At 41.6% G+C, this 20,447-nt stretch carries 19 protein-coding genes; 7 read left to right on the top strand and 12 right to left on the bottom strand.

The annotated features are described in order from the left end of the window. Position 1: 1 nt before the first annotated feature. Together ptsP and ABDV70_RS08010 are read right to left on the bottom strand one after the other, a co-directional pair. Complete coding sequence (ptsP, locus tag ABDV70_RS08015; RefSeq protein WP_343596866.1) at positions 2-2,296, bottom strand: phosphoenolpyruvate--protein phosphotransferase; 2,295 nt, start codon at positions 2,294-2,296, stop codon at positions 2-4. 102 nt (positions 2,297-2,398) lie between these two features. After that, entirely contained in the window at positions 2,399-2,872 is a 474-nt protein-coding gene (locus ABDV70_RS08010) for an RNA pyrophosphohydrolase (protein ID WP_343596864.1), read from the bottom strand. A 184-nt stretch (positions 2,873-3,056) separates the two neighbouring features. Between ABDV70_RS08010 and ABDV70_RS08005 the strand changes: the two genes are divergently transcribed. Then, positions 3,057-3,707, top strand: coding sequence for an HAD family hydrolase (locus ABDV70_RS08005; RefSeq protein ID WP_343596862.1), 651 nt, complete (start codon positions 3,057-3,059; stop codon positions 3,705-3,707). A gap of 54 nt (positions 3,708-3,761) precedes the next feature. On the opposite strand, the gene ABDV70_RS08000 is transcribed toward ABDV70_RS08005, so the two are convergent. Further along, on the bottom strand, positions 3,762-4,355 hold the full coding sequence (locus tag ABDV70_RS08000; protein WP_343596860.1) for a hypothetical protein: 594 nt from the start codon (positions 4,353-4,355) through the stop codon (positions 3,762-3,764). Positions 4,356-4,505: 150 nt separating this feature from the next. Further along, the gene (locus ABDV70_RS07995) at positions 4,506-5,372 is read right to left on the bottom strand and encodes a LysR family transcriptional regulator (RefSeq protein ID WP_343596858.1); all 867 of its coding nucleotides are present in this window, start codon (positions 5,370-5,372) and stop codon (positions 4,506-4,508) included. Positions 5,373-5,920: 548 nt separating this feature from the next. Here ABDV70_RS07995 and leuC point away from each other — a divergent pair. The 5 genes from leuC (at position 5,921) to ABDV70_RS07970 (ending at position 10,259) form a co-directional block, all read left to right on the top strand. Then, complete coding sequence (gene leuC / locus ABDV70_RS07990) at positions 5,921-7,339, top strand: 3-isopropylmalate dehydratase large subunit (RefSeq protein WP_343596856.1); 1,419 nt, start codon at positions 5,921-5,923, stop codon at positions 7,337-7,339. 11 nt (positions 7,340-7,350) lie between these two features. Further along, a complete protein-coding gene (leuD, locus tag ABDV70_RS07985) occupies positions 7,351-7,995 on the top strand; it encodes a 3-isopropylmalate dehydratase small subunit (RefSeq protein WP_343596854.1) in 645 nt (214 codons plus the stop codon). A 114-nt stretch (positions 7,996-8,109) separates the two neighbouring features. Further along, a complete protein-coding gene (locus tag ABDV70_RS07980) occupies positions 8,110-8,685 on the top strand; it encodes a hypothetical protein (RefSeq protein WP_343596852.1) in 576 nt (191 codons plus the stop codon). A gap of 50 nt (positions 8,686-8,735) precedes the next feature. After that, positions 8,736-9,818: a 3-isopropylmalate dehydrogenase gene (gene leuB / locus ABDV70_RS07975; protein ID WP_343596850.1), complete on the top strand. Its 1,083-nt coding sequence runs from the start codon at positions 8,736-8,738 to the stop codon at positions 9,816-9,818. Between the two features lie 78 nt (positions 9,819-9,896). After that, positions 9,897-10,259: a lysozyme inhibitor LprI family protein gene (locus tag ABDV70_RS07970; RefSeq protein WP_343596848.1), complete on the top strand. Its 363-nt coding sequence runs from the start codon at positions 9,897-9,899 to the stop codon at positions 10,257-10,259. 61 nt (positions 10,260-10,320) lie between these two features. On the opposite strand, the gene infA is transcribed toward ABDV70_RS07970, so the two are convergent. Beyond that, entirely contained in the window at positions 10,321-10,542 is a 222-nt protein-coding gene (gene infA / locus ABDV70_RS07965) for a translation initiation factor IF-1 (protein ID WP_001284370.1), read from the bottom strand. 227 nt (positions 10,543-10,769) lie between these two features. Here infA and ABDV70_RS07960 point away from each other — a divergent pair, with 227 nt between their 5' ends. After that, on the top strand, positions 10,770-11,780 hold the full coding sequence (locus tag ABDV70_RS07960) for an AraC family transcriptional regulator (RefSeq protein WP_343596846.1): 1,011 nt from the start codon (positions 10,770-10,772) through the stop codon (positions 11,778-11,780). 74 nt (positions 11,781-11,854) lie between these two features. On the opposite strand, the gene truA is transcribed toward ABDV70_RS07960, so the two are convergent. From truA to ABDV70_RS07925, 7 genes are all read right to left on the bottom strand, one after another. After that, positions 11,855-12,658, bottom strand: a complete 804-nt coding sequence (gene truA / locus ABDV70_RS07955; RefSeq protein WP_343596845.1) for a tRNA pseudouridine(38-40) synthase TruA — start codon at positions 12,656-12,658, stop codon at positions 11,855-11,857. A 15-nt stretch (positions 12,659-12,673) separates the two neighbouring features. Next, entirely contained in the window at positions 12,674-13,636 is a 963-nt protein-coding gene (locus ABDV70_RS07950; RefSeq protein ID WP_343596844.1) for an asparaginase domain-containing protein, read from the bottom strand. 49 nt (positions 13,637-13,685) lie between these two features. Further along, positions 13,686-15,074, bottom strand: a complete 1,389-nt coding sequence (locus tag ABDV70_RS07945; protein WP_343596843.1) for a hypothetical protein — start codon at positions 15,072-15,074, stop codon at positions 13,686-13,688. A 48-nt stretch (positions 15,075-15,122) separates the two neighbouring features. Then, positions 15,123-16,472: a hypothetical protein gene (locus ABDV70_RS07940; RefSeq protein WP_343596841.1), complete on the bottom strand. Its 1,350-nt coding sequence runs from the start codon at positions 16,470-16,472 to the stop codon at positions 15,123-15,125. A gap of 127 nt (positions 16,473-16,599) precedes the next feature. Next, entirely contained in the window at positions 16,600-17,718 is a 1,119-nt protein-coding gene (gene asd / locus ABDV70_RS07935; protein WP_343596839.1) for an aspartate-semialdehyde dehydrogenase, read from the bottom strand. 636 nt (positions 17,719-18,354) lie between these two features. After that, positions 18,355-19,452, bottom strand: a complete 1,098-nt coding sequence (locus ABDV70_RS07930; RefSeq protein WP_343596837.1) for a glycosyltransferase family 4 protein — start codon at positions 19,450-19,452, stop codon at positions 18,355-18,357. 15 nt (positions 19,453-19,467) lie between these two features. Beyond that, positions 19,468-20,403 (bottom strand): lauroyl acyltransferase, encoded by a 936-nt coding sequence (locus ABDV70_RS07925; protein ID WP_343596836.1) that lies wholly within the window; start codon positions 20,401-20,403, stop codon positions 19,468-19,470. Positions 20,404-20,447 lie beyond the last annotated feature (44 nt).

The raw sequence follows: 20,447 nt of genomic DNA, 5'->3' as shown, positions 1-20,447 counted from the left end.
CTTAAGCAGTGACAATACGATTACTTTTCACCATATCGCCTAAACCATGATTTTTAAAATAATATTCTAACCAGCTTTTGACCAGTAACGGGTTATTTAACTTCACCACATGTTCTAATAAGGCCTGAGCATCGCTCATTGGGGTTAGACAAATTGCTTTACGCACCCGCAAAATATTACTCGAACTCATCGATAGGGTATTAAAACCCATTGCCATCAGTAAAATTGCAGACAGTGGATCGCCTGCCATTTCACCACAAATACTGATTGGTCGTTCATTGCGATGACAGTCTTTGACCAGTGTTTGTAACGCACGTAACACAGATGGATGAAAATGCGAATAAACACTTGAAACCCGAGGGTTATTTCGGTCAACTGCGAGCAAATATTGAATAAGATCGTTTGAACCAACCGAGAAGAAATCAACCAACGGTGCAAATTCATCAATTTGCAACAGTACACTTGGGACTTCAACCATAATCCCGATTTTAGGTTTGTTGATTTTGACCTGTTCTTCTTCTTGCACTGCAACCCAGTCACGTTCAAGCAGGTAAAGTACTTCTTCAACTTCACTGACACTGGTCACCATTGGCAACAAAATGTGTAAGTTGTTTAAACCAATGCTAGCTTTAAGCATAGCACGAATTTGAGAAGAGAAAATTTCAGGGTGATCTAGCGTAAAACGCAAACCTCGCCAGCCCAAAGCAGAGTTTTCTTCTTCGATGCTAAAATAAGGCAAGTCTTTATCTGCACCAATATCGAGTGTACGCATGGTAACAGGCTTGTTGGCAAAGTGGCTGAGCTGTTGACGATAAATGGCACGTTGTTCTTCTTCACCTGGGAAACGGTCACGCAGCATAAACGGAATTTCACTCCGATATAGCCCGACACCTTTTGCACCACGTTGTACACCACGCACCACGTCAATCATTAGACCCGTATTGACAAACAGTTTTACGGTTACGCCATCAGGAGTGATGGAATCCTTGGTTTCATACTGTTTCAGGTCTTTTGCGATTTGCTCTTCTTCTTTTTGGATTTCCTTGTAGCGTTGGCGCAGGCGACGAGGGGGATGAATCATGACACGCCCTTGATAGGCATCGATAATCATGTCCACATCATCTAGTGTATTGATCGGTAGCTCCGTTACACCAACGACTGTCGGTATACCTAAAGCACGTGCCACAATCACCATGTGAGAATTGGCTGCACCTTCGGTGGTGACAATCGCTGCAATTTTGTCGACAGGAAGTTCGACCAATGCCGCAGTACTGATTTCTTCACCAATCAGAATACTGTCCGAGCTAAGTTCGCGGTGTCCCGAGTCTGCTTCTTGTAGTGAAGCTAAAATGCGCCGTCCTAGATCTTTTAGGTCAGAAACACGTTCACGTAAATAGTCATCTTCCATTTGTGCGAACAAGGCGATGTGTTTATCTAAAACACGACGGACAGCCCCTTGTGCCCAGTGACCTTCTCGAATGATCTCTTTGATTTCAGCGGGTAGTGCATTTTCATCAAGCATTCGCAGGAAAACACTAAATAATGCACGTTCCTCAGACATCAGCGAGTCTTGCATTTTTTCATCTAAAGACTGAATTTCTTCTCGCACACTTTTGATGGCGTGATCGAGTAGTTCAAGTTCTTCGCTAATATCGTCCGCGTCACGGTCAGGAACGGCATTTAAGTCAGCAGGAGGATATAAAACCACAGCACGTCCGAGCGCAATGCCGCCAGAACCTGCAACCCCTTGATAGGTTTTATAGTTAGATAAACTGTTAGGTTTACGAAACACTTCGATATTGCCAACCGCATGTGCATGGGCAATCACGCCTGAAAGTTGGGCGCATAACGTGACTAAAAATGATTCGGCAGCTTCGCTAAAGTCCTGAGGTTCACGTTTTTGAACCACCAGAACGCCCATTACTTTGCGTCGGTACATGACAGGTACGCCAAGGAAAGAGTTGTAAACTTCCTCGCCTGTTTCGGGGAAATAGGCATAGCGTTCATGCTGTGCGGCATTGTCAAGGTTAACAATTTCTTCACGTTGACCGACTAAACCGACCAACCCTTCACCAATTTGCAGGGATACCGTGCCGACAGACTCAGGGTTTAGCCCTTTGGTTGCCATTAAGATATAGCGTTGGTTACGTTCATCTAGTAAATAAATCGAACATACATCTACATCCATCGCCTCAGAAACCTGATTGACCATGATGTCTAAAGATTCATGCAGACTCACAGACGCATTGATTTCCTGAACAATCCGTCTGAGGGTGTCTAATTGCATGTTCGACATAAATGCATACTCCCAAGCATTTTATTTATATTTTCAAGTCTTAGTTATATCAGTCCCACACCAGAAAATCATTCACTAAAAACTTCTTTTTTTAGAAAGTTTTTAAGATGGCATATGGGGACATAATTCTGCCATTGCTCTACGGTAAACATCCCGTTTGAAATTGACGACTTGCCCGAGTGGATACCAGTAACTCACCCATTGCCATTGGTCAAATTCGGGTGGATCAGACAAATCAAGCTGAATATACTTCGTTGAAGCCATCAATTTGAGTAAAAACCATTTTTGCTTTTGTCCAATACATACAGGTTCACTACCTGCACGAATGTATCGGCTTGGCAAACGATAGCGCAGCCAACCTGTGGTTTGCGCAATAATCTGGACATGTTCAGGCAACAAGCCAACTTCTTCACGAAGTTCTCGGAATAGTGCCTGCTCAGGAGTTTCGCCGTACTGGATTCCTCCTTGTGGAAACTGCCAAGCATTGTGACCAATGCGTTTTGCCCATAAAACTTGTCCATCATCGTTTGCCAAAATGATCCCGACATTGGGTCGGAAACCTTCAGAGTCGATCATTTGGCTACCTAAACTTGTTGATCTTTTTGTCTTTGATTTTGGGGATAATAAATTTTGTTTATCCGACACAAAAAAAGAGCTAAGAATATTGTTAAAAATTGCTATGATCTTAACGAATTTCTTGCCATTAGCGGGAACAGATTTACATTTTTTTTCTTTATTTTCAGTTTGAACGAGAATTTTCATGAAATTGGCTTTATTTGATCTAGATCACACCCTGTTAAATACCGATTCAGACCATTCGTGGGGTGAATTTTTAGTAAGTGAAGGGCTGGTTGATCCTGTTCGACATCGTCAGATTAATGACCAGTTTTATGAAGATTACAAGGCAGGGCAACTCGACCCGATTGCCTATAATGAATTTGTTTTCGAGTTTTTAACGCAAAACTCAAATGAGCGATTAAAACAATTACATGACCTGTTCATGCAGAAAATTATTCGCCCGCAAATGCGTCCTGAAGGTTTTAAAGCTATTCAACATCATCAACAGCTTGGACACACATTAGTCGGGATTACAGCAACCAGTGATTTTATTACGGCACCTATTTTTAAAGAATTTGGTATTAGTGAAATTATTGCCACCAATGCCGAAGTGAAAGACGGTGTTTATACGGGTAAAGTGGTGGGATTACCGTGTTATCAGCAAGGAAAACTGGTACGTCTTGAGCAATGGTTGGCGGGGCGCAATGTGAGTGAGTCATGGGCATATTCAGACTCAATCAATGATCGTTTTTTATTGGAATATGCCGACCACGCCATTGCGGTGAATCCTGATGAACGATTGGAAAGCCTTGCTAAACAACAAGGTTGGGCAATTCAGGACTGGTCGATTTAATTCGGTTAAAAAGCTTCTGATATGCTCGAATGACGGTCAGAAGCTCGGCGGAAGTTATCGGACTTGCTGTGTGGTATACCAAATGTCTGCGTTTGGATGTTGTTTATGCCACAGTTTAAATTGTGCGCGCCATTGCTGAAAAGGTTGAGACAGCGTAGGGCGTGGGTCATCGCTTAAACGGTATGCCATGCCTTCGACAAGCCATTTGGGTTTGGTAAACATCGCGATATTTCCCCATTCTTCTGCTTGTCGGTGGTGAATGAGTTCGTGGCGAATATAAAAACTTTTCCAGCCACGAGGCGCAACAAGTAGCCCTAAATCGCCAACTGCTTTCGCTGCTGCTTTTTCCATCCCAAACAGATGTGCACATTGTGCGGTAGAACAAAAAACCATGGTGGGTTGCTGATGAAACGCACCCACTTTATCTTGTGTTTGTTTGACTGCCTGATCGTAAAGGGTTTGGGCGAGTGGTTGCTTTTGAGGATTATCAACACAAACAAAACCCGTACACTGTAATGAGGGAATGTGATGTGCAAAAACAACCCGCATTGGCTTGACCAAAATAAAGACCGCTAAGAGCAGTAAAATCGACAGGCTGATGAATCCGTATAAACTGAGTTTGACTATTCTTGGAAATTTATGACTCATGGCATTTTTTAAAGTTAGATGTTAAAAATAGTTTTGATGATAAAACAAAAAGTCAGTCGTAATCGTATCAGTTAAATTAGAGATCAGCACCATGCTTTATCTCAGAATGGCTGCTTTTTTTAATGGATAGGTGTATCAAAAGAGGTGCTGTTAATTTTCAATCTGCATCATTTTAATGAGTTCTTGCATCGCTCTCGACTGGGTTCGTGCAGGATGCCACACCATACCAAGTTCGCGCTGTAACTGTAAGTCAAGGTTTAACACTTGTAAGTCTTGATTGACCAATGTTTTAGGTAAAACGGACCAACCCAGTCCAATCGAAACTAACATGCGAATCGATTCTAGCGGGTTATTGCTCATGCTGACTTTGGGTTTTAGTCCCTGTTTCTCAAATTCAGCAAGGGTAATCTGACTGGTATAGGTTTTTGCTGAGGGCAATAGACTTGGGTAGTGCATCAGATCTTCAAGTTGCAGGTTTTCCTGTTGCGTTAGGGTATGAAATGGCGCAACCACAAACACCAGTGGATCTATCCAGATTTTTTGATACTCCAGTCGGTCATCCCCTACAGGCGGGAGGGTGAGAAAAGCAAGTTCCAGATCGCCCGCCAGCACTTGTTCGTGTGCTTGTTCTGAGTCCACGAAATGTACATCTAAAACGACATCGGGATAGCGTTGCACATATTGTTTTAAATAGCGTGGCAGATAGTGCAAACCTAAGTGGTGACTGGTTCCGATTTTAAGCCGACCCTGAACTTTTCGTTGTTGATGGCTTAAGGTGTGGTGCATGTCTCCGAGTTCATTGATCCATGTTTTTATTTTGGGTAACAGGATATGTGCAGTATGTGTGGGTTGAATGCCACGTCCCGCAGATTCAAATAACGTAACACCAAAATATTCTTCTAGGCTATGAATCCGTTTTGTGACCGCAGGTTGGGTAATGAAGAGTTGATCAGCAGCCAGAGAAATTGAACCTGTTTCCATAACTTTAATAAATGCTTCAAAAGCGGCAAGATTCATGGGAATGCTCTAGGAATATTGTGGCATCAATAAGATACCTGATTTTACTTTAGGAATCTTTCCTGAAATATTAATTTTAAAGATTAAGGGTTATTGTTAGAGCAACGGATCTGGTTATGTGACTGCTTTAACCCCTGTTTAAGCGTCGGGATTGCAGCATGATATAAATTTTTAGAATTTCCCTCATTAGAAGGGTCGAATGTAGATTCAACATCTGTGTTAGGTGACACCCAGTAAAAATGATGAGTCGAGGGAAAGGGATTCATCAAAACAAGTGAAAGACTGAGTAAAACCTCGAAAAAAACCAGAGAGAGTCCTGTTAGTAAAATGTAATATAGTTTGCTAATCATGATAATAATTGTGATTTTGTTTGCATTATATTGATATTATGCCGTGATCTTGTAAATATGGCAAGATTGCGTCAAATTTAACGAATAAATCATTCCTAAAAGTTTTATAATTCATAAAAATGATAAATTAGTTTTATATTTAAAGCAGGTTATAATCATTTAAATTATTAAATACCCAGTCCAATGGAGCACGTCGACATGGCAGGCAAAACTTTATATGACAAATTATGGGACGATCACTTGGTGAAACAACGTGATGATGGTTCAAGCTTAATTTATATTGACCGTCAGTTATTGCACGAAGTAACCAGTCCTCAAGCATTTGAAGGTTTGCAACTGGCAGGACGTCAACCGTGGCGTTTAAGTGCCAATGTGGCAACGCCTGACCATAACGTGCCAACGTCTAAAAAAGAACGTGAACAGGGTATTGCCGGCATTGAAGACACGACTTCTCGTATTCAAGTTCAAACTTTAGATGACAACTGTAAAACCTTTAACATTGTTGAGTTTGGCATTAACGACAAACGGCAGGGGATTGTGCATGTGGTTGGCCCTGAACAAGGTTTGACTTTGCCAGGTATGACGGTGGTGTGTGGTGACTCACATACAGCAACACATGGTGCTTTTGGGTGTTTGGCACACGGGATTGGTACGTCAGAAGTCGAACATGTTTTGGCAACCCAGTGTCTTGTGCAAAAGAAAATGAAAAACATGTTGGTGCGTGTCGATGGCACTTTGGGTAAAGGCGTAACGCCAAAAGACGTGGTGTTAGCGATTATCGGAAAAATCGGTACGGCTGGCGGTACAGGTCATGCGATTGAATTTGGTGGTCAGGTATTCCGTGATATGTCGATTGAAGGGCGTATGACGGTTTGTAACATGGCAATTGAAGCAGGCGCACGTGTCGGCTTGGTTGCTGTTGATGAGCAAACCATTGACTATGTAAAAGGTCGACCTTATGCACCTAAAGATGCTGATTGGGATGCGGCAGTTGCTTACTGGAATACCTTGCATTCAGACGATGACGCACAGTTTGATACTGTTGTTGTGTTAAAAGGTGAAGAGATTGAACCACAAGTGTCTTGGGGAACTTCTCCTGAGATGGTGGTTTCTGTGTCACAAGCTGTCCCTACCTTAGAACAAGCCAAAGATGACGTACAACGTAACGACTGGACACGTGCTTATCAATATATGGGCTTAACGGCTGGTCAGGCATTGGCAGATATTCAGATTGACCGTGTCTTTATCGGTTCTTGTACCAACTCTCGTATTGAAGATATTCGTGCTGCAGCAGAAGTGGTGAAAGGTCGTAAAGTTGCATCTAGCATCAAACAGGCGATGATTGTGCCAGGTTCAGGTTTAGTCAAAGAACAAGCCGAAAAAGAAGGATTAGATCAAGTCTTTTTAGATGCTGGTTTTGAGTGGCGTGAACCAGGTTGTTCAATGTGTTTGGCGATGAACGCTGACAAATTACAGTCAGGCGAGCATTGTGCATCGACTTCAAACCGTAACTTTGAAGGTCGTCAGGGCAATGGCGGACGTACACATTTGGTGAGTCCAGCAATGGCAGCAGCAGCAGCGATAGCAGGTCATTTTGTTGATGTGCGTACATTCTAAGGGGCAAGACCATGAAAAAATATACAGTTGAACAAGGTATTGTTGCACCATTAGACCGTGCCAATGTCGATACCGATTTAATCATTCCAAAACAGTTTTTAAAGTCAATTAAGCGCACTGGCTTTGGCGACAACTTATTTGATGAATTACGTTATTTAGATGAAGGCTATTTGGGACAGGACATTGCGAAGCGTCCCCAAAATCCAGGCTTCGTTTTAAACCAACCTCGTTATCAAGGTTCAACCATTTTATTGACCCGTTCAAATTTCGGTTGTGGTTCAAGCCGTGAACATGCACCTTGGGCATTAAATGAATACGGATTTCGTACAGTCATCGCTTCAAGTTATGCTGATATCTTTTTCAACAACAGTTTTAAAAACGGCATGTTGCCTGTCATTTTGACTGAAGCTGAAGTGGAACAATTGTTCAAGGAATGTGCGGCAACAGAAGGTTATCAATTAACCGTTGATTTGGCTGCTCAAGAAGTGAGAACACCAGCAGGCACGGTATTTAAATTTGAAGTTGATCCATTTCGTAAACATTGTTTGTTAAATGGTTTAGATGATATTGGTTTAACGCTTCAAGATGCTGATTTAATTCGTGAATATGAAACGAAAACGCAAAAAAGCCGACCTTGGGTTTTTCAGGAACTTTAAAACCTGTCAAGAGAATTTGAGCGGAACATAGCGTGATCGCCTAACTATTGCTAACATGTCAGGTTATTCATGGTGAATTCAATCTGCAATGATGCATAAGGTTGGGCTGTTCATATGCAAAAAAAAATCGGTCGAAATGTTTTATTGGGGATGTGTGCCATTTTGCTCAGTGCATGTCAGCATACACAGCAAGCAGTTGATACGATTGCCATAAAATACATTGCACCTGATCAAAAAGCGGCAAGTGTCAAAATTTATTGTGATGGCACAGCCGATTGCGAGTTTGAGCGTTTTGATAATACGCCAATCGTGGATGATACGACTCATTTAGTCAGTCATCAGGCAATCAAAAAGGGCTATGTACGATTGAATGCAAAAACAACGGGTTATGCTAATGCACTTTATTTAACTGTACCAGATCAACAACATGAGGTTGTGATTCGTTTTTATCCGATTTCAAAAGACCGTGCCGAGACAATTAGCGTTATTCATAATTTTCGGGAAAATCGGAGCTATACATTTAAAATGTATCGCAATCGGACAAAATCGAATTCTGGCAGTTTATTAAATGTGTCTGCACCAGACCCTTTATGTGTGGTTTTGCTTGAAAATCAACATCCTATACGTCGTTTCTGTAAACCTTACAATGCATTAACTGGATTGGGTGAATTCGTAGAACGTCGCAGCTAATCCAGTGTAAACAATAGATCAGATGATCTAAAATTATCGTGGAAAAAATTATGTCTAAGCAAATTTTAATTTTAGCGGGTGATGGTATTGGCCCAGAAATCGTAGCAGCTGCAGAAACAGTATTAGCCGCTGTTAACGAGCAATATCAGCTAGGATTAACATGGGAACATGGTTTATTAGGGGGCGCTGCAATTGATGCACATGGCGAACCTTACCCAGCGGTTACATCAGAACAAGCAAAAAAAGCCGATGCGATTTTATTGGGTGCTGTTGGCGGGCCAAAATGGGATACGATTGAGCGTTCAATTCGCCCAGAACGTGGTTTGCTTAAAATCCGTAGTGAACTGAATTTATTTGCAAATTTGCGTCCTGCAATTTTATATCCACAATTGGCTGATGCTTCTAGCTTGAAGCCTGAAATTGTGGCTGGCTTAGATATTTTAATCGTGCGTGAATTGACGGGCGGGATTTACTTTGGTCAGCCACGCGGGATTCGTGAACTCGAAAATGGCGAAAAACAAGGTTATAACACCGATGTATATAGCGAAAGCGAGATCAAACGTATTGCCAAGGTTGCTTTTGAATTAGCAGGTTTACGTGGTGGAAAAGTCTGTTCGGTGGATAAAGCCAACGTACTTGAAGTGACTGAGCTTTGGAAGCAAACAGTGACTGCATTAAAAGAAGCGGAATATTCAAATATCCAGCTTTCACATATGTATGTCGACAATGCCGCAATGCAACTTGTACGTGCGCCTAAACAGTTTGACGTGATTGTTACAGGTAACCTGTTCGGTGACATTTTATCTGATGAAGCTGCGATGTTGACAGGTTCAATTGGTATGTTGCCATCGGCATCATTAGATGAACAAGGCAAAGGCATGTATGAGCCTTGTCATGGTTCTGCGCCTGATATTGCAGGGCAAAATGTAGCCAATCCGTTAGCGACCATTCTTTCTGTTGCCATGATGTTACGCTATACCTTCCGTGAAGAAGCAGCAGCAAAAGCCATTGAAGATGCTGTAGGTCAAGTACTTGATCAAGGTTTACGTACTGCTGATATTATGTCAGAAGGCAAAACCAAAGTTGGCACAAAAGCAATGGGCGAGGCGGTTGTAAACGCATTAGGCGCTTAATTGTAAAATTAAAAGATTTGACTTGAATCACACCTTAAATTAATTTTAGGGTGTGATTTTTTATTATAAGTACCTAAAATGAAAAAAATACTCTTTGCAAGTTGTTGTTTGGCATTTTCTTCTTGGGCAATGGCAGATAACTGTAATCAAACACGTAATACTTTTGATGATATTTATTGCACCAATAAGCTGTATGCCAGTGCTGATAATGAACTGAATAAAAACTACCAATTGTTACGTGGACAATTGAATACACAACAAAAAGCGATTTTGAAACGCTCACAATTGGCGTGGATTAGAGATCGAGATGAGAACTGTACCAATGGTTCAACGGTGGATGTGGCATGTCGACTAGAACATACGCAACAAAGGAATCATTGGATTCAAGAGAGGATTCGTGAATGCAAAACAATCGGATGTAAAACGTCTACTTTGGATTAAATATGAGTAGATGACCAGATATTAAAAAAGCCACGTTTTGTGGCTTTTTTGCTTCTAATACTTAACGTGCACGGTAAGTAATACGACCTTTGGTCAAGTCATAAGGTGTCATTTCAACCTTAACGCTATCGCCAGTCAAAATACGGATATAGTGTTTACGCATTTTACCTGAAATGTGAGCGATGACTTCGTGACCATTTTCAAGACGTACACGGAACATTGTATTAGGAAGCGTTTCGGTGACAACGCCTTCGAACTCGATTAGTTCTTCTTTATTGGCCATAGCCTACCTGATGAATAAAAATGAGAAGGTGCAAATTATATACAAAGCCCTGAAAAAAACAAGTCGGCATAGGCATTTGTCGAAGGTTAAACGTCATAAAATGAACGTTAGGTTTAAACTTTTATCACAAAAGTTACCGAATTTTCGTTGTCAGTTTGGCTAATCATGATTAATCTAAAAATTCACTTTTAATTAAAAAATGAAGAACATACAAGGATGAATAATTTGTGGGTCAGCTAACAGATGCTTCAGTTATTTTACGTCTGGGCTATCAAGCGATGCGACGGGCTGGATTATCGACAGAAAAAATATTGAAAAAAGCAGGCGTTGCTTTAAATCAGTTACAACTCAATGAACGTACCCCATTAAGCGCACAACAAGCATTTTGGACAGCCGCAGTAGATGTCAGTGCCGATCCTGATATTGGGTTGCATCTTGGCGAACACTTGCCTTTGTATCGCGGGCAGGTGATTGAGCATTTGTTTTTAAGTAGTGAAAATTTTGGAGATGGGTTAAAACGTGCATTGGCTTATCAAAGGCTGATTAGTGATGCATTTCATGCCCGATTGGTAATTGAAGATGGGCGTTGTTATCTGGCCAATGGTGCTCAGGCGCATCCCAATACGTTGGTAAATCGGCACTTTTCTGAGTGTGCTATTTCTGGCATTTTACGTTTTTTTAAATTTTTAACTGAAGGTGCATTTCAACCCATCTTTATCGATTTTGATTTTGATGAAGGGGCGGTGGCAGATGAATATTTTCGGGTGTATGAGTGTCCTGTGAGTTTGGGGCAAAAAGAAACCCGTTTATATTTCGATGCCAGTATTTTGGATCATCCTTTATGGCAGGCAGATCCTGATTTATTGCATCTACATGAGCAATTGGCATTAGAAAAATTGCAAGAATTAGAGCGTTACGATTTGATTGGTGATGTACGCCGTGCCATAGGTGCAACTTTAGAACAAGGTGAAACAACACTGGAAACGGTAGCAGCACAGTTAAACATCACGCCAAGGCGCTTACGTTCGCAGCTTAGCGATGCTCAGACCAGTTTTCAGCATATCTTGTCCGACTATCGTTGTCGTTTAGCCAAAAAACTGTTATCAAATACCCATGAAAGTATCGAGCGTATCGTCTATCTGACAGGTTTCTCTGAACCAAGTACGTTCTATCGGGCATTTAAACGCTGGACGAATGAAACGCCTGTAGAATACCGTAAACGCAAGCAGCATGTTTAAGATGAAGGAGAGGCGTTATTTCGCCTCATTTCTTCATTGTAGTTTGATATATAAGGAACTTGTGGCGATGAGCCTTATTCAGGCCAGTTGAGCCATTGAGGGCCTAAATCAACCTGTGGTAGCTGTTTCTGAAATTGTTCAGGATAATACGCCTGAATAAAATATAAACCATCTGCGGGTGCGGTCACACCTGCGGCTTTACGGTCTTCGGCTGCAAAAATCGTATCGATATGGTCAATATCGTATTGTTCTTGTCCAATTTCCAGTAAACATCCAACAATATTACGCACCATGTGATGCAAGAAACCATCGGCTTGAATATCGAGAACCAAAAAAGGGCCATGTGCAGTTAAGCGACAATGTTTGACATGACGCACGGGTTGATTAGATTGACAAGCAGCAGCACGGAAACTTTCAAAGTTATGCGTTCCTTCAAACTTTTTGGCAGCCTGTATCATTTTCGCTATGTTTAGCGGATAGTAGGCATGTGTCACTTGTTTGTAGAGAAGCGCAGGGCGCATTGGTGCATGATAAATCACATAGCGATAGCGTCTTGCAATGGCTTTAAAGCGTGCATGAAAGTCATTGTCTACAGGCTGAATCCACTTCAGTGCAATATCTTTGGTGAGTTGACTGTTTGCCCCCATCAACCACCCACGTTCAGGGCGAATGGCGTTGGTATCAAAATGAGCAACCATATTGGTGGCATGAACACCCGCATCGGTACGACCTGCACCATGTACGATAATCGGTTCGTCAGCAATTTTGCTCAGAACAGTTTCTAAAGTTTCTTGAATGCTGCGGACACCTGCCTGTTGGGTTTGCCACCCTTTAAATCGAGTTCCACAAAATTCAATCCCGATAGCATATCGTTGCATAAAGTGTCCTTAAATTTATACGTCTTGCCAGTGACTGAACCATTGTTCAGCATGGTCATATTTTAAATAAAGCTGTAATGCTTTGGCATACAGATCGGCATGGCCTAAAGTATCGGTCACAATAATTTGGGCATCTTTGACCCATGCACTGACTGCATAGCGTTGGTCGATTCCACCGAAAGAAACTTGTGTACTTAGAATCGGTAGGCAGTTGCGTGCTGAAAACTGTTTAATCAGATCAATAATTTCAGCATTGGTGACTAAATTTCCTGTCCCAAAACCTTGCAACACTAAAAATTCAGGTGGCTGTTGTAAAAGGATGTGTAGATTTTGCTGTAACCATTGCAGCTGGATTGGCTGCATCATTAAACTCATGATATTGAAGTTTTTGGCTTTTTCAATATCATGTGCTTGGATTTGTGTTGACTCTTGGGTGATTGTAACAGTTTGATCAGCAGGCGTTCCCTGAAAGGCATCTAGATTTGTTGTATGAGCCTTTAATGCGGTACGTCCGTGAAAAAGTTGCCCACAAAATGCCAAATAAATGCCCGCAGGAACCTGAGTCACCTGCTCAAGCGAGAACCACAAATTATCTTTGGCATCAGTTTCGGTACGGATGTTTGTGCCTTCAACATTGAGTAATGGAAATTGGCTGCCTGTTAAAATGACATGGCTAGATTGACCTAAAAAACGTGCCAAAACTGCACTGGCATAACTTAAGGTATCTGTACCATGAATCACGACAAAATATTGAAATTGTTGTTGTAAGTTTTGAATAAACTGCACAAGCGTTAGCCAGTCTGTCGCTGTATAGGCACTACTGTCTTTGATCACAGGTGCTGCAAAACATTGTGTTTGGATATTTGTGGGTAGAAAGCTCTGTAAGCGTGGCAGAAACTCATGATCAGGCATCGGGCTTAATGGTTCGCCGACACAACCAAATGTTCCACCCATATAGATTAAAGCGATATTTTTCATAAATAAAAAAAGCAGCCAAACTTGACTGCTTATGGTAGAACGAAGTGCTTTAAGAAGCTATTTGATTTAGCAATTTTTTTGCCTGATCAGACTCTTCTGGATCAAATTTGGTTTGAGCCGTGAGTAAATGACGTGCGGCATCAAATGCACCTAACTTGATATATTGTTCTGCCAGACGTAAATCTAGCTCGGTTTCCTTCATTTGAGTCAGTTCTGGAAACTGCAACAGAATTGGGTCTGAAATAACAGGTGCCACAACCGTTTCAGTCATGACAGGTGTTGCTGTTTCAAAGACTACAGGTGTTTCGACTGCAATTGGCTCAGGAGCAATTTCCGCCGCAGGTGCAACATCAGCTACAGGAAGATCAAATGTAAACGTAGATGCTTGTTCTACAGAAGCTTCTGGTTGCAGTTGAACAGGTTCAGCATCTGCTGTCAATGAAGAAGGTTCAGTAGTTTTAAAGTCAAATTTAAAATCTGAATGATTAACTTCCGTTGGAGCGTCTTGTTGAATCTGACTCGTTTTAGTTTCTTTGCTGTCCGTTTCTATTTGAAGGTCGGGTGTAGCTAAATCAAACTCCAAAGCAGGTGCAATTGTTGCTTGAGGAGTGTTGTTATGAGCCCCTTTGGTTTCTACACTCTGTGGCTCAAGGCTGAGTTTAAAGTCTAGAGGTGCAGCCGCTTTTTCAGGTTCAGGTGTTGGTTTGGTTTCAGCTTCAGTTTTGGCTAGATCAGAAAAATTGAAGTCAAAATCTATGGGTGCAACGTCTGGTTTCACATCTGATTTGACGTTTGGCTCAGAATTGAGATTTTCAATTTTAGAAGAGCTTGAATCCGTGACAGAAGGGAAGTCTATACTTGATGCTGTCTTTACATTTTGAACATTGGACAGTGTGTCTGTATTCGGTTTTACCTGATGAGTAGTCTCGACAGATTCTTGCAGTTGAACAGGCGTATGCTGAACGGTTTCAGATTTGACTTTTTCAAGTGCACATTTTTGTTCAGCCAAGCGGACTAAATCAAAAAGGCCCAGTGATCTGAGATGATTTAAGAGCTGAGTAACACCGAAATCGTCTTGTTGTTTTAGATGAATATCAAGCAAAAGTAAATAAAGATCATGCTGGTCTTTATTCTGGTTGAGTTCCTGATTGAGTAATGCTTCCGCAGTTCCAAAGTTTTGTTCCTGAATGAGCGTTTCGATACGACGACGGAATTCGGGATTTACTTCAGCTTTTTGGTTAGCAGGTGGCTCAGCAACTTCAGTTGTTGCAGTTACCGTCGAATGCGAAACCTCTTTCCCCTTAGCGAGTTTCGCCTTCTGGTTCCCCTTAAGCGGTTGTGCTTTTTTTGTGTCGTTATTTTGTTGATTTGACGCTCGTTTCTTCAACACAATAGCGATAACAAGTAAAAGCACAAACGGAATAATGTATATCAACATTTTGTTATCCTTACATCGAGAGTAGGCTGTTTTAAGCGTAGTATCTCTTTAATGATGTTGTTGCTTTTTTGCTGCCTGACGTTGTTGTAGCTGTTGCTGCAACTGTGCCAAACGTGCATTTAATAATTGGAGTTTATGATCTTTTTGCTGTAAAGCAAAGTCCAGTTGTGACACTTGTTTTTGTAAAGCAAGGGTTTGCTGTCGGGTTGTGTGTAATTTACCTGACAAGGCATTTGAAACAGGATGTTGTTTTGCCTGCTGCGTCACATCCGACGAAATTTGATGTGGATTATCCGCAATCAGACTCATTTCTGCCTGATCTAAACGATATTTTGTTTTGGCTGTGGTCGAAGGTGTCTGATGCGGGATGGTTTTTGCCTGACTTGGTTTTTGATTTACATTTAAGTTAAGTGAAGCACCCTGTTTAAGACGATTAATATTTCCCGCAATAAACGCATGCTCATTGAGCATTTTAATTTCTTTCATCACCGTGGGTATAGGCTGGTGTGTTTCAGCCGCAATACGAGAGGCAATTGCCCATAAAGAATCTTGATGTTGCACGGTATAGCGTGTTGCTGTGTCTGCTACTGCTGGCTGTGTTTTGGATGGCTGTTTTATTTTTGGTTGAGCCTTAGCGGTATGTTCTTTTTGTGGTTCACCTTTTGAAGGAGAAGTCGTTCGAGCAGCTGAAACACTGTTCATAGGGGCAGTGGTTTGTTGGGCAGATGGAGCACTATGCGCAATTTGTATTTCAGTTTTTTGACTAACTGCCGTTGCCACACTCGTTTTAGGTGGTTGTACTGGTTTTAATGCTGGCGGTGGAGAAACCTGAATAGCCAATGGCTGATCTGCCGATGTGATACTGCTAGATGCTGAAACTACTGAGGTACTTATCGCTGGTTTTGCTGTGTTGTAAAGCGTACTGGTAGGCAAGTTCAGCGCAATATCTTTTTCAGTGACCACTTGTGGAACCAGGGATTTTTCTTTGGTCGACGTTGCGACTGTTGTTTTTGGTATCTGAGCAGGTAAGGCTTTTTTAACTTGCTGGATATACGTTCCATCCCCATCCTGAACTTTGAGTGCAACATTAATTTGGTTTGTCGTAATAGGGCGATCTGATGTAACGACAATGACACCACTGTTGGCACTGGTCCGACGTACAAAAATATTTAAATTATTGTCTGAGGTTGGTGTAACACCGACCTGCATTAAATCTTCACCTGACGCTAGATTAACTTGCAAGCCCTGATTATTATTAGCATTGTGGTAGGGAATTTCCACATACAATAGCTGTCCTTGACCCGACTGGACATTGGCACTATCGAAACTTAAAGTATGCCCCAACTGAGAAACCAGGCTAAATAAAATAAGGGAAGAAAGTTTATTGTATTTGGTCATTTTATCTACTAAATAGAGCAGCCGACAGGGTTGGCTATAATGTAGCTGTATGAAGGCCGATTGTAAATTTATGAACGATAAAATAAAGCCAATCAAAAGATTGGCTTTACTATTTTAGGCAATGCGTTTATGCAGTTTTGTATTCAATTAAAATACGAAGCATACGACGTAAAGGTTCAGCAGCACCCCAAAGAAGTTGGTCACCGACAGTAAAAGCACCTAAGTATTCTTTACCCATGTTAAGTTTACGTAGACGGCCTACAGGTACCGATAAAGTCCCAGTAACTGCAACAGGTGTTAGATCCGTCATAGACGCTTCACGTGTATTTGGAACCACTTTTGCCCATTGGTTTGAGTGACGAATCATATCTTCAATTTCGTCCAATGGAACATCTTTTTTCAGTTTGATTGTTAAAGCTTGAGAGTGACAACGCATTGCACCGATACGCACACAGTGACCATCGATTGGAATAATCTGACTGTTGCCTAAAATTTTGTTGGTTTCAGCCTGACCTTTCCATTCTTCTTTTGACTGGCCATTTTCAAGCTGTTTGTCGATATATGGAATGAGGGAACCTGCTAAAGGCACACCAAAGTTTGCTTGAGGGAAACCTTCGCCACGTTGTAATTCGGCAACTTGACGGTCAATATCCAAAATTGCAGATTTAGGATCATCTAACAATGTTTTGGTATTGTTATATAAATAACCCATACCTGTGATGAGTTCACGCATGTTTTGCGCACCAGCACCAGAGGCTGCCTGATAAGTCATGGCACTCATCCATTCAACTAAGTTGTTTTGGAAAAGCGAACCTAAACCCATCAACATGAGAGAAACAGTACAGTTTCCACCAACGAATGTTTTACCGCCTTTGGCTAATGAATCCTGAATGACATTCAAATTGACAGGATCAAGTACGATCACGGCATCATCCGCCATACGCAATGTTGACGCGGCGTCAATCCAGTAGCCATTCCAGCCAGTTGCTTTTAGCTGAGGGAAAACTTCAGACGTGTAGTCACCACCTTGGCAGGTAATAATGACATCCATTTGCTTCAGACTCTTAATGTCTGTTGCATCCATAAGTGCTGGGGCAGTTTTTCCACCAAATGCAGGTGCTTCTCCACCTGCGTTACTGGTAGAGAAATAGAATGGCTCAAAATGAGCAAAATCATTCTCTTCAACCATACGCTGCATAAGGACGGAACCCACCATCCCACGCCAACCGACCAGACCTACTTTCATGTCATTGTGCCTCGGTATTGTGATAAAAAAATAAAGGTTTTTGAGTGTATCAAAAGTAGTCTGAACTGCAAGAGCTACAGCAGCTAAACACTCAAATAATTGAGTGAAATATCTTGTTTTCCATACACACAAAAGTGATAAAGCCAAGAAAAGAGAATTTGCAGGGTTTACTGATATTTTTCAGTGGATAGCTCAAACTTTGTTTCGGCCTATTTTAGTTATTTTAGACGATAAGTTTGGGGGGAAATCAAATATCAATAGCACCTAGTGTAATGAAACATTTCAGGTTGAAGCGTACATGACAATTTTATGTGGAATTCGAGTTGAATCTATGAATTGGCTAGATCATCAAATTTGAGGTTTGAATAGATTGATGTAAGAAAATGCTTACATTGATTCAGGCAAAATACCTATTTTGAAAATGTATTGCAGATTTTATGATGTCTACATCGGCGCAAGGAGCAGGGAAAGGACAGTCCCATTATGGATAGCGTAAATGCCGATGGATCAGCATCATGGAACGGATGTTAACAGGACGTAAAAGAGAAGAAAATAATAAAAAATATTCTGTAGAAAGCACAACCTCAATTGAACCCGAGTTTGGCAGGACGCTGATCTCGGGTTTTAATTTGATGCTTATTTTAATATCGACGTATAAAGTGCCAATGTCTGCTGACACATCTCTTGTAAGCTAAACTGGGTTACAGGTGCAACAGGTTGCGGCTGTTCAATATGGCGTTGTACCGTGGTTAATAATTGCTGCTGGTCATCAACTTCAATCAGCCCTTGAGGATAGAGTTGCGATAAGATTTCAGCAACACCGCCACGTTTCCAACCAATCACAGGCGTTCCAACAGAAAGTGCCTCTAGTGCAGTACGTCCAAAGGTTTCAGCCTGATTTGAAAGTGAGAGTACTACATCGCTAAAGGCTAACCATTCACGAATATCTGAACGATGACCAACAAACGTAATCTGCTGTGTGAGTTGTTCTTTTTGAATGCTCTGTTCGAGTTCATCCAGATAAGCCTGCTTTTTGGCATCCGCACCGCCCACGACAACGGCATGTACATGAGGATGGTTCTTTAACTGCTGCATAAGTGCAATCAGGGTTTCATGACCTTTTAAGCGGGTAATACGCCCCGGTAAACACAAAATAAATTTATCCTCAAGTTGAGGATAATCGGCAAAAATACGATTTAACCATTGTGCTGAAGGTTGATAGCCATGCGGAAATGCTTTCGGGTCGATACCACGGTAAATCCGCACAATATCTTCGGGCGGGCATTCAGGATAATTTTCCTGAATATATGCCACCACACTGTCAGATACCGCAATTACTTTTTCTGCTTTGGTCATAATGGCGCTGTAACGGTTAACGGAATAAAAACCATGAACAGTGCTGATTAAATGCGGACGTTTGGCAGCAGAAATTCCTTTTAAGGCAAGGTGCGTTAACCATGCAGGAACCCGTGAGCGAACATGGAGAATATCTGGACGTTGCTGTTCAATGATTTTCCGCAAAGAAAAAATCTGTAGCAAACTCGATAATGATTTTTTATGGATGGCAAGCGGAATATGTAAAGTGCCTTCAGCTTCAAGATCTGGCACTAAGCGCCCACCATTGGAAACCACCACAGATTGATGACCTTGAGCAACCAAGGCTCGTGCAATTTCAAGTGTTCCTCGTTCAACACCGCCACTGTTTAGTTCGGGAAGCAATTGCATTACTTTCATGCGTATTTCCTAATCTTAATAAATTTTGTCGTAGCCTTCAGGGCGTGTTTTAAAACGACGGTGAAACCACATATATTGCGCAGGTGCGATTCTGAGTTGTTGCTCAATGATTTTATTCACCCGAGTTGCATCTTCGACTTCATTTTCAGAAGGGAAGTGATCTAAAGCGGGTTCAATGAGAATATGGTAGCGAGGGTCGGCTTCATCACCATGCCGATAAAAATACAGCGGGACAGCCGCCGCTTTTGAAATTTTTAGTAAGCGACGATGTGCAGTAACGGTCGCAGCAGGGACGCCAAAAAAAGGAGCCATAACGCCTTGTTTCAAACCAAAATCTTGGTCTGGGCTATACCAGATGGCATCCCCATTTTTTAAGTGCCGAATTAATCCACGCATATCATCATGGTCGATTTGTGCTTTATAAATTGTGGCACGACAACGATAGATCAACATGTCTAATAAAGGGTTGTTTTGCGGACGGTACACCACATCTGGGTCAAAATATTTTGAGCAAATATAGCCACCTGCATCTAATAACGTGCTGTGTGTGCCGAGTAAAAGCACGCCTTGACCTTTTGCCTGAGCTTGAGTGATGTGTTCAAGCCCCTCAATCGTGACACGGTTTTTAAACCACGTTGGGCAGTACCACGCATTTAGCGTTTCAAATGTCCCTAACATCATGTCGACAAACACTTGTTTAGCTTGAGTTTCAACTTCTTGAGCAGACCATTCGGGAAAACAAACTTCCAGATTCCGCATCGTTGTTTTACGTCGAGATTTTAGTAATTTCCATGCAAGATTTGCGAATAGATGTGCTACAAAGCGTTGAATTGTCCAAGGTAAAATAGCAAGTAGCATCAAAAAAACAATTGAAAGCCATGCACCCCAATATTGGGGAAGCAGAAATGACCATTCAAATTTTCCAGGAATAGGATGTTGCTGTTTACTCATAGACCGATTATAGACAGAAGCAATTTTTGATGCAGTGTAGCATG

Origin of the sequence: Acinetobacter sp. (assembly GCF_039596015.1) — a bacterium.
Classification (GTDB): domain Bacteria; phylum Pseudomonadota; class Gammaproteobacteria; order Pseudomonadales; family Moraxellaceae; genus Acinetobacter.
The sequence above is the reverse complement of the archived record's forward strand: the minus strand, read 5'-3'. Positions and strand labels throughout refer to the sequence as shown.

Bases quoted from the DNA above. Each gene is read 5' to 3' on its own strand.
- ptsP (WP_343596866.1), bottom strand. From the start codon at position 2,296: ATGTCGAACATGCAATTAGACACCCTCAGACGGATTGTTCAGGAAATC.
- ABDV70_RS08010 (WP_343596864.1), bottom strand. From the start codon at position 2,872: ATGATCGACTCTGAAGGTTTCCGACCCAATGTCGGGATCATTTTGGCA.
- ABDV70_RS08005 (WP_343596862.1), top strand. From the start codon at position 3,057: ATGAAATTGGCTTTATTTGATCTAGATCACACCCTGTTAAATACCGAT.
- ABDV70_RS08000 (WP_343596860.1), bottom strand. From the start codon at position 4,355: ATGAGTCATAAATTTCCAAGAATAGTCAAACTCAGTTTATACGGATTC.
- ABDV70_RS07995 (WP_343596858.1), bottom strand. From the start codon at position 5,372: ATGAATCTTGCCGCTTTTGAAGCATTTATTAAAGTTATGGAAACAGGT.
- leuC (WP_343596856.1), top strand. From the start codon at position 5,921: ATGGCAGGCAAAACTTTATATGACAAATTATGGGACGATCACTTGGTG.
- leuD (WP_343596854.1), top strand. From the start codon at position 7,351: ATGAAAAAATATACAGTTGAACAAGGTATTGTTGCACCATTAGACCGT.
- ABDV70_RS07980 (WP_343596852.1), top strand. From the start codon at position 8,110: ATGCAAAAAAAAATCGGTCGAAATGTTTTATTGGGGATGTGTGCCATT.
- leuB (WP_343596850.1), top strand. From the start codon at position 8,736: ATGTCTAAGCAAATTTTAATTTTAGCGGGTGATGGTATTGGCCCAGAA.
- ABDV70_RS07970 (WP_343596848.1), top strand. From the start codon at position 9,897: ATGAAAAAAATACTCTTTGCAAGTTGTTGTTTGGCATTTTCTTCTTGG.
- infA (WP_001284370.1), bottom strand. From the start codon at position 10,542: ATGGCCAATAAAGAAGAACTAATCGAGTTCGAAGGCGTTGTCACCGAA.
- truA (WP_343596845.1), bottom strand. From the start codon at position 12,658: ATGCAACGATATGCTATCGGGATTGAATTTTGTGGAACTCGATTTAAA.
- ABDV70_RS07950 (WP_343596844.1), bottom strand. From the start codon at position 13,636: ATGAAAAATATCGCTTTAATCTATATGGGTGGAACATTTGGTTGTGTC.
- ABDV70_RS07945 (WP_343596843.1), bottom strand. From the start codon at position 15,074: ATGTTGATATACATTATTCCGTTTGTGCTTTTACTTGTTATCGCTATT.
- ABDV70_RS07940 (WP_343596841.1), bottom strand. From the start codon at position 16,472: ATGACCAAATACAATAAACTTTCTTCCCTTATTTTATTTAGCCTGGTT.
- asd (WP_343596839.1), bottom strand. From the start codon at position 17,718: ATGAAAGTAGGTCTGGTCGGTTGGCGTGGGATGGTGGGTTCCGTCCTT.
- ABDV70_RS07930 (WP_343596837.1), bottom strand. From the start codon at position 19,452: ATGAAAGTAATGCAATTGCTTCCCGAACTAAACAGTGGCGGTGTTGAA.
- ABDV70_RS07925 (WP_343596836.1), bottom strand. From the start codon at position 20,403: ATGAGTAAACAGCAACATCCTATTCCTGGAAAATTTGAATGGTCATTT.